This window comes from Lentibacter sp., from assembly GCF_965657785.1.
Taxonomy (GTDB): domain Bacteria; phylum Pseudomonadota; class Alphaproteobacteria; order Rhodobacterales; family Rhodobacteraceae; genus Lentibacter.
In genome coordinates this window covers 81242-92180 of the sequence record NZ_CBFHPP010000012.1, presented here as the reverse complement: position 1 = coordinate 92180, position 10939 = coordinate 81242, and the positions used below count along the sequence as shown (strand labels likewise).

At 57.2% G+C, this 10939-nt stretch carries 11 protein-coding genes; all 11 read left to right on the top strand.

Features of this window, described 5'->3' with window-relative positions; genetic code table 11:
* Positions 1 to 64: 64 nt before the first annotated feature.
* Positions 65 to 484: a 50S ribosomal protein L17 gene (gene rplQ / locus ACTF58_RS08950; protein WP_438991633.1), complete on the top strand. Its 420-nt coding sequence runs from the start codon at positions 65 to 67 to the stop codon at positions 482 to 484.
* 115 nt (positions 485 to 599) lie between these two features.
* Positions 600 to 2018, top strand: a complete 1419-nt coding sequence (locus ACTF58_RS08945; protein ID WP_438991632.1) for a trypsin-like peptidase domain-containing protein — start codon at positions 600 to 602, stop codon at positions 2016 to 2018.
* 1 nt (position 2019) lies between these two features.
* On the top strand, positions 2020 to 3345 hold the full coding sequence (locus ACTF58_RS08940) for a replication-associated recombination protein A (protein WP_438991631.1): 1326 nt from the start codon (positions 2020 to 2022) through the stop codon (positions 3343 to 3345).
* 31 nt (positions 3346 to 3376) lie between these two features.
* Positions 3377 to 3754: a fluoride efflux transporter CrcB gene (gene crcB, locus ACTF58_RS08935; protein WP_438991630.1), complete on the top strand. Its 378-nt coding sequence runs from the start codon at positions 3377 to 3379 to the stop codon at positions 3752 to 3754.
* The gene (locus ACTF58_RS08930; protein WP_438991629.1) at positions 3751 to 4794 is read left to right on the top strand and encodes an RluA family pseudouridine synthase; all 1044 of its coding nucleotides are present in this window, start codon (positions 3751 to 3753) and stop codon (positions 4792 to 4794) included. Before crcB ends, ACTF58_RS08930 begins: the two co-directional genes overlap by 4 nt.
* Entirely contained in the window at positions 4791 to 5456 is a 666-nt protein-coding gene (locus ACTF58_RS08925; RefSeq protein ID WP_438991628.1) for an HAD-IA family hydrolase, read from the top strand. The genes ACTF58_RS08930 and ACTF58_RS08925 overlap by 4 nt, the downstream gene beginning before the upstream one ends.
* Positions 5453 to 6166, top strand: coding sequence for an ATP12 family chaperone protein (locus tag ACTF58_RS08920; protein ID WP_438991627.1), 714 nt, complete (start codon positions 5453 to 5455; stop codon positions 6164 to 6166). The genes ACTF58_RS08925 and ACTF58_RS08920 overlap by 4 nt, the downstream gene beginning before the upstream one ends.
* Before the next feature lie 205 nt (positions 6167 to 6371).
* Positions 6372 to 7391, top strand: coding sequence for an amino acid ABC transporter substrate-binding protein (locus ACTF58_RS08915; protein ID WP_438991626.1), 1020 nt, complete (start codon positions 6372 to 6374; stop codon positions 7389 to 7391).
* Positions 7392 to 7527: 136 nt separating this feature from the next.
* Positions 7528 to 8748 (top strand): amino acid ABC transporter permease, encoded by a 1221-nt coding sequence (locus tag ACTF58_RS08910; protein ID WP_438991625.1) that lies wholly within the window; start codon positions 7528 to 7530, stop codon positions 8746 to 8748.
* Positions 8749 to 8751: 3 nt separating this feature from the next.
* Positions 8752 to 10050 (top strand): ABC transporter permease subunit, encoded by a 1299-nt coding sequence (locus ACTF58_RS08905; protein WP_438991624.1) that lies wholly within the window; start codon positions 8752 to 8754, stop codon positions 10048 to 10050.
* A 15-nt stretch (positions 10051 to 10065) separates the two neighbouring features.
* On the top strand, positions 10066 to 10833 hold the full coding sequence (locus ACTF58_RS08900; protein ID WP_298804910.1) for an amino acid ABC transporter ATP-binding protein: 768 nt from the start codon (positions 10066 to 10068) through the stop codon (positions 10831 to 10833).
* The last annotated feature ends 106 nt before the right edge of the window (positions 10834 to 10939 follow it).

Here is a 10939-nt window from a genome sequence, read left to right as displayed (position 1 = left end):
CTGACACGCATCGGCCGCCAGACAAAGCAAAAACGCTCGTAGAGAGCACATTTAGGAGAAGACTATGCGTCACGCACGTGGATACCGCCGCCTGAACCGCACACATGAGCACCGCAAGGCGCTCTTTGCCAATATGGCAGGCTCGCTCATCGAACATGAGCAAATCAAAACAACTTTGCCAAAAGCAAAAGAACTGCGTCCGATCATCGAAAAGCTGATCACGCTCGGCAAGCGCGGCGACCTGCACGCGCGCCGTCAGGCCGCAAGCCAGCTTAAGCAAGACGCTTATGTTGCGAAACTTTTTGCGATCCTCGGCCCACGCTACAAAGACCGTCAAGGCGGCTATGTGCGCATCATGAAAGCGGGCTTCCGCTATGGTGACATGGCGCCAATGGCGATCATCGAATTCGTTGAGCGCGACGTCAACGCAAAGGGCGCAAACGACAAAGCCCGCGTTGCTGCTGAAGAAGCCGCTGCTGAATAAGACTTGGCGCAATTGCGCAGACAGAAGCCCCTTGCGAGAGCAGGGGGCTTTTTTTGTGCGCGCTTGCAATCTGCCCCCGCGCTCCGCATATCATGGGGCAAGAAGGAGCCTCCTGATGCCGTGTTTGAATAGGGCTGCGTTGTCCATACTGCTTGCCACACTGCCCGCCATACTGCTTGCCACATTGCTTTGCGCGCCGCTTAGAGCCGAAACCCGTGTGCCAACGAGCCAAGCCGAGATCGGCCTTGGCTTTGCGCCGCTGGTGAAGGCTGCGGCCCCTGCTGTTGTGAATATATACGTCAAACGCGTGGTGCAGACGCGCTCTAGCCCGTTTCAGAACGACCCGCTCTTTGCCGATATGTTCCGTAATTTTGGCGAGCTGAAGCCGCGGGTCCAGAACTCGCTTGGCTCTGGGGTGATCCTGTCAAGCGATGGCTATGTGGTGTCAAACTATCACGTGGTCGGCGAGGCGACAGATATTCGCGTGGTGCTCAATGACCGCCGCGAATATGCGGCGCGTGTTGTTCTCGCCGACGAAGAGAGCGACTTGGCGCTCCTTCAGCTTGAAGGCGCAAGAGGGATGCCGCATCTCAGGCTGCGTGACAGTGACACTGTGGATGTTGGCGAGCTTGTCCTCGCGATTGGCAACCCGTTTGGTGTCGGGCAGACTGTCAGCTCTGGGATTGTCTCGGGGCTGGCGCGCTCAGGCGGGGCGATGGGCTCGGCGCGTGGGTATTTTATCCAGACCGATGCGCCGATCAATCCGGGCAATTCGGGTGGCGCTTTGATTGATGTGAACGGTGCGTTGATTGGCGTGAATACGCGGATTGTGAGCCGCTCGGGTGGCTCCAACGGGATCGGGTTTGCGATCCCTGCGAAGCTCGTTCAAGCGTTCATGGAGCAGGCCGAGGCAGGCAATACGCGGTTTGAGCGGCCTTGGGCCGGGATCAACGGGCAAGTTGTGGACGGTGATATTGCCGAGAGCATTGGGCTTGGGGTTCCAAGCGGGATCATGATCACTGAAATGCACCGCGTAAGCCCGTTTTATAAGGCCGGGCTTCAAGCCGGAGATGTGATCCTCTCGGTCAATGGTCAGGCTGTGAACACGCCGTCTGAGATGATCTTTCGGATGAGTGTTGTCGGGATTGGAGAGGCCGTGGAGGTGACATTTTTCCGTGAGCAGGAGATCGACAGCCGCGCTGTCACATTGATGAGTGCGCCAGATGTGCCAGAGCGCGCGCCGCTTGTGACGGGGCGTGAAACTCCATTGCCTGAGGTGACAGTGATCAACATCAACCCGAAGGTTTTGGCCGAGTTTGGCTTGCCTTTGTCCTCTGATGGTGTGGTTGTGGCTGAGACAGGGCCTTATGGCGCGCGGGCCGGGTTGCGCACGGGGGATGTGATCACCGAGATCAATGGCGCGCGGGTCTCTGACACGGGGGAGGCGCTGCGCAGGCTTGACGCCTCTGGCCGCTGGCTTGGTCTGCTCATTATGCGGGGCGGCAAGCCGCTTCAGCTTAAGTTCAGGCTCTGAAATGGCGGATCTGTTTGATAGCGCGCCCGAAGGCGGCAGAGGCAAGGCGGGGCCACGCCCTTTGGCGGACAAGCTGCGGCCCAAGGCGCTTGGCGACGTCATAGGACAGCCCAAAGTGATAGGCCCTGACGCGCCGCTGACGGTCATGCTGGCGTCAGGCACGCTGACCTCGCTGGTCTTTTGGGGGCCGCCCGGTGTGGGCAAGACGACGATTGCGCGGCTGTTGGCGGATGAAACCGATCTGCATTTTGTTCAGATCAGCGCAATCTTCTCGGGTGTCGCGGACTTGAAGAAAGTCTTTGAGGCGGCCAAGCACAGGCACGCCAACGGGCAGGGGACGCTTCTGTTTGTGGATGAGATCCACCGATTTAACAAAGCCCAACAGGACGGTTTCTTACCCTTTATGGAGGATGGCACGATCCTTCTGGTGGGGGCGACGACGGAGAACCCGAGCTTTGAGCTGAATGCGGCTTTGCTGTCGCGGGCGCAGGTTCTGGTTCTGGAGCGCTTGGGGCTGGCTGATCTTGAGAAGCTGGCACAGCGCGCCGAGAAGGAGCTGGGGCGTGCCTTGCCGCTGGATGGCCATGCGCGCGAAGCTTTGCTTGAGATGGCCGATGGCGACGGGCGCGCCTTGCTGGGTTTGATTGAGCAAGTCAATGCTTGGAGCCTTACAGGCAAGCTTGACCGCGAGGCGCTCGCCAAGCGGCTGATGCGGCGGGCGGCGAAATACGACAAATCGGGCGATGAGCATTACAATCTGATTTCCGCACTGCACAAATCTGTGCGCGGATCAGACCCGGACGCTGCGCTTTACTGGTTTGCGCGGATGCTGGAAGGTGGGGAAGACCCACGGTTTCTGGCGCGGCGTCTGACGCGGATGGCGGTGGAAGACATTGGCCTCGCAGATATGCAGGCGCAGGATGTGTGTTTGCAAAGCTGGCAGACTTATGAGCGGCTTGGCAGCCCAGAAGGCGAGCTGGCGTTGGCGCAAGCGGTGATTTATCTTGCGCTTGCCCCGAAATCGAACGCCGCTTACGTCGCCTATAAAGGCGCGCGCAAGGAGGCCAAGCGCACAGGCAGCGAGCCGCCGCCCAAGCATATCCTCAATGCGCCAACATCGCTTATGTCAGATCAGGGCTATGGCGCGGGCTATGCCTATGACCATGACGCGGAAAACGGCTTCTCGGGGCAAAACTACTTCCCCGAGACCATGAAGCGGCCTGTGCTCTATCAGCCCGTTGAGCGCGGGTTTGAACGCGAGCTTAAAAAACGTCTCGATTGGTTCGCCAAACAACGGCTTGCGCGGGAAAAAGCTGGCAAAACTTGACAAAGGGGCGCGCCCCTGAGACAGACCGCCCATGTTAACATCACTTTTTCATGTCGCTCTTGGCGGGGCCCTTGGCGCGAGCGCGCGTTACTTGGTTGGCGTGGGGGCCGTTCGGCTTTTGGGCCACGGCTTTCCATGGGCGACCTTGGTGGTCAATGTCATTGGTAGCCTTGCAATGGGCGCGCTTGTGGTGCTTCTGGCCCAGAAGGATGCGACCCGCTTGGCACCTTTGCTGATGACGGGGCTGCTTGGCGGCTTTACGACGTTTTCAGCGTTTTCGCTTGACGCTGTCACGCTCTATGAGCGGGGACAAATCGGCGCGGCGGCGGGGTATGTGACTGTGTCTGTGGTGGTTTCAATCGGCGCGCTGTTTGCGGGTATGACCCTTATGAAAGGAGCCCTCCAATGAGCGGCGTTCAAATGATTACTGTAGAGGCTGGCGAAGGCGACCAGCGCCTTGACCGCTGGCTCAAGCGGCGCTTTCCGATGCTCAAGCAGGGGCAAATCGAGAAGATGTGCCGCAAGGGTGATTTGCGGGTTGAAGGCGGGCGGGTGAAGACCTCAACCCGCGTCGAAGAGGGGCAGAGCGTGCGGATACCGCCGCTGCCTGAAACGCCTGCGCCAGAGTATGCGCCGCCCAGCAAGGTTTCGGCGGCGGACACCAAGATGATCCAATCTTGTGTGATCTATAAAGACGATCAGATGATCGTGCTGAACAAGCCCACAGGGCTGCCGACACAGGGCGGTTCAAAGCAGCTCAAGCACGTCGACGGGCTGGCCGAGGCGCTGAAGTTTGGCTTTGATGAGAAGCCGCGGCTTGTGCACCGTTTGGACAAGGATACCTCTGGTATTTTGGTTCTGGCGCGCACGCGGCTTGCGGCAAAGGCCTTGACCGAGGCGTTCCGACACCGCGAGACGCGCAAGATTTACTGGGCGGCTGTCGCTGGTGTGCCCAATCCGCGCATGGGGATGATCCGCTGGGGGCTTGTGAAGGCAGGCGGCCACGGGGCCAAGGGCGAAGGCGAAAAGATGATGTGTGTGCATCCGCGGGCCGTTGACCGCACGGAAGGCGCCAAGCGTGCACAGACCGACTTTATGGTGCTTGAAAATGCGGGCCAGCGCTGTGCCTGGGTTGCTATGGTGCCTGTGACAGGGCGAACGCACCAGCTGCGCGCGCATATGGCGGAGCTTGGGCATCCGATTATTGGCGATGGCAAATACGGCGGTTCAAGCCAGGAAAACCTTGGCGACGGCTGGGGCGCGCAGCTTGGTGGCGGCTTGAGCAAGAAGCTGCACCTTCACGCGCGCTATCTGCGGATCGAGCATCCGGAGACACGCAAGGTTCTGGAATTCCGCGCGCCTTTGCCTGATCATATGGAAGAGACATGGAACACGTTTCAGTGGGTTGAGAGCGATGCGCTGTCTGATCCGACTGAGGAGATGTCATGAGAGTAGTGATCTTTGATGTCGACGGAACGCTCGTCGACAGCCAAGATGATATTTGTGCCGCCATGGGCGCGGCTTTTGGGCGCGTGGGGGCGGATGTGCCGAGCCGCGCCGAGATTTGTGCGATTGTCGGGCTGTCCTTGCCTGAGGCGATGGCTGTGCTTGCGCCTGACCGCGCAGCCGAACATGACGCGCTCGTAGAGGGCTATAAGGCTTCCTATATGAGCCTGCGGGCCGAAAAGGGCACGGCAGCGTCCTCGCCGCTTTATGAGGGGGCAATGGCCGCTTTGGAGCGCTTGCGGGCGGAGGACGAAACGCTTTTGGCCGTGGCGACAGGCAAGTCGCGGCGCGGGCTGGACAAGCTTTTGCAGGGCCATGGGCTGACGGGGTATTTCGTCTCTGAGCAAGTGGCAGATCACCATCCGTCAAAGCCCCATCCAGCCATGCTTGAGGCCGTCTTGCAGGACACGGGGCTTGCGCCGCATCAGGCTGTGATGGTGGGCGATACGAGATTTGATATGGAAATGGCGCGGGCGGCAGGGATTGCCACTGTCGGTGTGAGCTGGGGCTATCACGCCCCTGAAACACTGGGCGCGGACAGGCTGATTGGCCATTTTGACGAGCTTTATGACGCGGTAAACGCGCTGTTGGGAGTATCTGCATGAGCGAATGGAAGATGAAACGCTTTTGGAGCGACGTGACGCCAAAGGCGGTTGAGGCTGGATTTGCCATCGAGCTTGACGGGCGCAGAGTCAAAACGCCAGCCAAGGCGGCGCTGATTGTGCCGAATGCGGTATTGGCGGAGCGGGTTGCAGAGGAGTGGCGCGCCGTTGATGGCGAAATTGATCCGTCAAAAATGCCATACACGCGCTCGGCCAATGCAGCGCTTGATAAAGTTGCGGTCCAGCATGGCGAAGTCGCTGCGTTGATTGCGGCCTATGCGGAGACCGATTTGCTCTGTTATCGGGCCGAATCGCCTGTTGAGCTACAGGAGCGTCAGGCCGCTGCTTGGGACGGGCCGCTAGAGTGGGCGCGGGACAGTTTTGGATTACAGCTTGGGGTTGCGCGTGGGGTTATGCCCGTTGCGCAAGCTGAGGAGAGCCTTGCTCGGGCGCTTGCCATCACACAGGCGATGAGCCCTTTTGCTCTCACGGCGTTTCACGATCTGGTCAGTTTGAGCGGCTCGTTTGTCCTCGGGCTGCGCGCCGCTGAGGGCTGTGATTCAGCCGAAAACCTATGGAATGTCTCAAGAATCGATGAGACATGGCAGGAAGAGCAATGGGGCGTCGATGAAGAAGCCAGTGACATGGCTTTGATTAAGATGGCACAATTCCGACACGCTTATGATTTCTATCACGGCACTGTGAAATCCTGATTTTTTTTGGCTTAACGCTAGGTAAATCAAGGGGAATTCGAACACCTGTTAAGGGTCTTTTTGCAGTTCGCAGGCTTGACCTTTGCTCGGAAATGCGACCAAACTCGTGGCCATTGGAGGGGTAACCCTTCGACAAACTCACCTCGGTTTGGGAGAACCGAGATAAACCGTCTGCTCAAAGGCGGACAATCAGGAAGAGGTAATCATGAAAAAAACCGTATTTCTTGGCGCACTGACAGTTGCAGGCCTCGCGGCCGGTGTTGCTGCTGCCGGCACGCTTGACGATGTGAAAGCGCGCGGCAAGCTGAACTGTGGTGTGACCACTGGTCTCGTTGGCTTTGCTGCTCCAGACGCCAATGGCGAATGGAAAGGCTTTGACGTTGCTGTGTGCCGCGCTGTTGCAGCTGCGACACTGGGTGACCCAGCGGCCGTAGAATTCGTTCCGACAACAGGTAAGACACGCTTCACAGCGCTTGCGTCAGGCGAAATCGATATGCTGGCACGTAACACCACATGGACATTCTCACGCGACGTTGACCTCAAGTTCACTTTCACAGGTGTTAACTACTACGACGGTCAAGGCTTCATGGCTCCGAAAGCACTGGGCGTAAGCTCGGCCAAGGAACTCGACGGCGCGACAGTCTGCATTCAGACTGGCACAACAACTGAGTTGAACCTCGCGGACTTCTTCCGCGCCAACAACATCAGCTACCAGCCTGTTCCAATCGAAACAAACGCAGAAGCACAACAGCAGTATCTTGCTGGCGCTTGCGATGTTTTCACGACAGACGCATCAGGCCTCGCGGCGACACGTGCAACATTTGAAGCACCTGGCGACCATATCCTGCTGCCAGAAATCGTATCAAAAGAGCCACTCGGCCCGCTTGTTCGCCACGGCGATGACGAGTGGAGCGATGTTGTCCGCTGGACACTTAACGCTCTGATCACAGCTGAAGAGCTCGGTGTGACATCAGCCAACATTGGCGAAATGTCAGCAGCTGCCGGTGGCAACCCAGAAATCAACCGTCTGCTCGGCACAGAAGGCAACCTGGGCGAAATGCTCGGTCTGTCAGCTGACTGGGCTGCCAAAGCCATCATGGCGAGCGGCAACTACGGCGAAATTTTCGAGCAGAACATTGGTGAAGCGACACCAATCGGTCTGTCACGCGGCTTGAACGCACAGTGGACAAACGGTGGTCTTCTTTACTCACCACCCTTCCGCTAAGATTTGACTGGAAAGGGCGCGGACACTCCGCGCCCTTTTCATATCGACTTTGATCACAAAAATAAGAAACTGGTCTCTTTGCGTGCAACGACGCGACTGATTACAGGCGAGCCAGCCAAAAACGGGGACGTCACAGATGTCGACACTCACCGATCCTCCAGAGGGTACATTTCGGCTTTCAATGCTGCTGAATGATACGCGCTATCGGTCTTACACATTTCAAGGCATTGCGCTTGTTTTGCTGATTGCTGTTGTGGTTTATCTTGCCAACAACGTGATGACCAACCTGCGTGATTTGGGCCTAAATATCAGCTATGAGTTTTTGGGAAGCCCTGCGGGCTATGACATCAACCAAACGCTGATTGATTATAGCAGCCAGTCCACCAACCTGCGGGCCGCGTTTGTCGGCATTATCAACACCTTGCTTGTGGCTTTTCTGGCTTGCGCCACCGCGACAGTCTTTGGGGTGATTGCGGGTGTGCTGCGGCTTTCCAACAACTGGTTGGTGCGCAAACTGATGGCTGTCTATGTGGAAATTTTCCGCAATATTCCGGTTTTGATCTGGATCATCATTATTTTCACCATTCTCACGGCGGTTTTGCCTGGGTCGCGGGCCTATCTTGGCGCTGAGCCTGACAAGGAATTGCTGCTTGGGTATTTCGCCTTTACCAACCGTGGCGTCTACGCGCCTGCGCCGATCTGGAATGCAGGCTCTGGTGTGGTTGTGGCCGTATTTATCGCCTCAATCATCGGGATTTTTGCCTATCGTCGCTATGCACGTAACTTGCTTTACGCGACTGGCAAGCTGCTGCCAACGGGCTGGCCGACACTTGCGATCTTGATTGTGCCTGTGGTTCTGGCCTTTTTCGTTATGGGCCAACCGATTGGTCTTGATGCGCCAGATCCTTTGGCCAACCGCTTCAATCTTAAAGGCGGTATCCAGATTGGTGCGCCCTTGATTGCGCTTTGGTTCGCTCTTTCGATCTATACGGGAGCGTTCATTGCCGAAAACGTGCGGGCTGGTATTCAGGCTGTCTCAAAAGGGCAGACCGAAGCGGCGGCGGCGCTCGGCCTACGCTCCGGGCGGATCATGAACCTTGTGGTTCTGCCTCAGGCCTTGCGGGTGATTATTCCGCCGCTGATTTCAAACTATCTCAATATTACCAAGAACACATCGCTCGCGATTGCTGTGGGCTATGCTGATATCACGGCGACGCTGGGGGGCATCACGCTCAACCAGACGGGCCGTGCGATTGAATGTGTGTTGCTGTTGATGCTTTTCTATCTCGTCATCTCGCTTGGGATCTCGATGTTGATGAACGTCTATAACAACGCCATGAAGCTAAAGGAGCGCTGAGCCATGTCAGATAAACGTGCAGACTCTGTCGCCTTTGTGCGCGAGACCTTCCTAGCAGAGCAGCCAGCCCCTGCCTCGACCACAGGTGTGGTGAAGTGGTTGCAGGACAATCTGTTCCCCACATGGGGCAACGGCTTGCTGACGATCGTGTCGCTCTATGTGATCTATGCGCTGGTGACCTCAACCGCGCCTTGGATGTTCAACGGGCTTTGGAACACCGAGAGCCTTTCGGAGTGTCGCGAGATACTCGATGGCGCCTCGGCGGCTTGTTTCTCGGTGCTGACTGAGCGCTGGAACCAGCTGCTGTTTGGGTTCAAGTATCCGCCAGACGCATACTGGCGTCCAACCGTGGCTTTTGTGATGATGTTTGCCGCGCTTGCGCCCGTGCTGTTCTTTGACCTTCCGCGCAAGCTTTTGATCATCACCGCGCTTTTCCCTTTCACAGCCTATTGGCTCATTTGGGGCGGCACGATCCTGACGCCTCTGGTGGCGCTATTGGGCGTGGTTGCTGGCTATCTTGTCTATGCGCGCTTTGTGAAGGGTAGCTTTGCCATGGGGTTCCTTGGCGGCATCGCTGCGGCTTTTGCTGTCTGGATTATTGGTGGAATGCTGATCCCTGAAGGCGCCAATGACACAGCCATGCTCGAAGCTGTTCCCAGCCGTGACTTGGGTGGCTTTATGCTCAATATGATGCTGGGTCTGACCTGTGTATCCCTCTCGGTTCCGATCGGGATTGCGCTGGCGCTTGGGCGTCAGTCGAGCTTGCCGTTGATCAAAGTCATCTGCGTTGTGTTCATTGAGTTCATTCGCGGTGTGCCGCTGATCACGCTCTTGTTCGTGGCCAACGTGATGCTGGCGTATTTCTTCCCGCCTGGCTCTGGCGTGGACCTCTTCTTGCGCGTGGTGATCATGATCACCATGTTCTCGGCGGCATATATTGCCGAGGTGATCCGAGGCGGCCTCGCGGCTTTGCCAAAGGGTCAGTATGAAGCGGCGGACAGCCTTGGTCTGGATTATCCGCAGGCCATGCGTCTGATCATTCTGCCCCAAGCGCTCAAAATCTCCATTCCGGGGATCGTGAACGTGGCCGTGGGCCTCTTTAAAGACACAACTCTGGTGTCTGTGATTTCCATGTTCGACCTCGTCGGCATGATCCGCGGACCTATTCTTGCCTCGACCGAATGGAACGGCATCTATTGGGAGCTGTTCATGTTCGCTTCCGTGCTGTTCTTCATCGTTTGCTACGGCATTTCACAATATTCGCAGTGGCTTGAACGCCGTCTTGCGACAGATCACCGTTAAAGGGAGGGTTGGGCTATGGCCGAGACCGCACAGATGAAAGTTTCCGACGAAGTCGCGATCAGCATCGAGAATATGAACAAGTGGTATGGCGCGTTTCACGTGCTGCGCGACATTGATCTGACGGTGTATCAGGGCGAACGTATTGTAATTTGCGGGCCGTCAGGCTCGGGCAAATCAACGCTGATCCGCTGTATCAATGCGCTGGAAGAGCACCAGCAGGGCAGGATCGAAGTAGACGGCACGCTGCTCTCGTCGGACCTCAAAAACATCGACAAGATCCGCTCCGAAGTGGGGATGTGCTTTCAGCACTTCAACCTCTTCCCGCATTTGACGATTTTGGAGAACTGCACCTTGGCGCCAATCTGGGTCCGTAAAACGCCCAAGAAAGAAGCCGAAGAGATTGCGATGCACTTCCTTGAGAAAGTGAAAATTCCCGATCAGGCCAACAAATACCCTGGCCAGCTTTCGGGCGGGCAGCAGCAGCGGGTTGCGATTGCACGTTCGCTTTGCATGAAGCCACGGATCATGCTGTTTGACGAGCCGACATCAGCGCTTGACCCAGAGATGATCAAAGAGGTTCTCGACACCATGATCGAGCTGGCGGAAGAGGGCATGACCATGCTCTGCGTGACCCATGAGATGGGCTTTGCCCGTCAGGTCGCTAACCGCGTGATCTTTATGGACCAAGGCCAGATTGTGGAGCAGAACGAACCCGAAGAGTTCTTCAACAATCCCAAGTCGGACCGCACACAGCTGTTCCTGAGCCAGATTTTGGGCCACTAAGACCAGTGAACACGATATGAAGAGGGCGGGAGCGCGCTTCCGCCCTTTTTTCTTTGCCCCTATACAAGCGGTGCAAAAGGCTTTAAACGCGGGCGCTTGACCAGAC

Bases quoted from the DNA above. Each gene is read 5' to 3' on its own strand.
- ACTF58_RS08930 (WP_438991629.1), top strand. From the start codon at position 3,751: ATGAGCGGCGTTCAAATGATTACTGTAGAGGCTGGCGAAGGCGACCAG.
- ACTF58_RS08910 (WP_438991625.1), top strand. From the start codon at position 7,528: ATGTCGACACTCACCGATCCTCCAGAGGGTACATTTCGGCTTTCAATG.
- ACTF58_RS08905 (WP_438991624.1), top strand. From the start codon at position 8,752: ATGTCAGATAAACGTGCAGACTCTGTCGCCTTTGTGCGCGAGACCTTC.
- rplQ (WP_438991633.1), top strand. From the start codon at position 65: ATGCGTCACGCACGTGGATACCGCCGCCTGAACCGCACACATGAGCAC.
- ACTF58_RS08920 (WP_438991627.1), top strand. From the start codon at position 5,453: ATGAGCGAATGGAAGATGAAACGCTTTTGGAGCGACGTGACGCCAAAG.
- ACTF58_RS08925 (WP_438991628.1), top strand. From the start codon at position 4,791: ATGAGAGTAGTGATCTTTGATGTCGACGGAACGCTCGTCGACAGCCAA.
- ACTF58_RS08945 (WP_438991632.1), top strand. From the start codon at position 600: ATGCCGTGTTTGAATAGGGCTGCGTTGTCCATACTGCTTGCCACACTG.
- ACTF58_RS08915 (WP_438991626.1), top strand. From the start codon at position 6,372: ATGAAAAAAACCGTATTTCTTGGCGCACTGACAGTTGCAGGCCTCGCG.
- ACTF58_RS08940 (WP_438991631.1), top strand. From the start codon at position 2,020: ATGGCGGATCTGTTTGATAGCGCGCCCGAAGGCGGCAGAGGCAAGGCG.
- crcB (WP_438991630.1), top strand. From the start codon at position 3,377: ATGTTAACATCACTTTTTCATGTCGCTCTTGGCGGGGCCCTTGGCGCG.
- ACTF58_RS08900 (WP_298804910.1), top strand. From the start codon at position 10,066: ATGGCCGAGACCGCACAGATGAAAGTTTCCGACGAAGTCGCGATCAGC.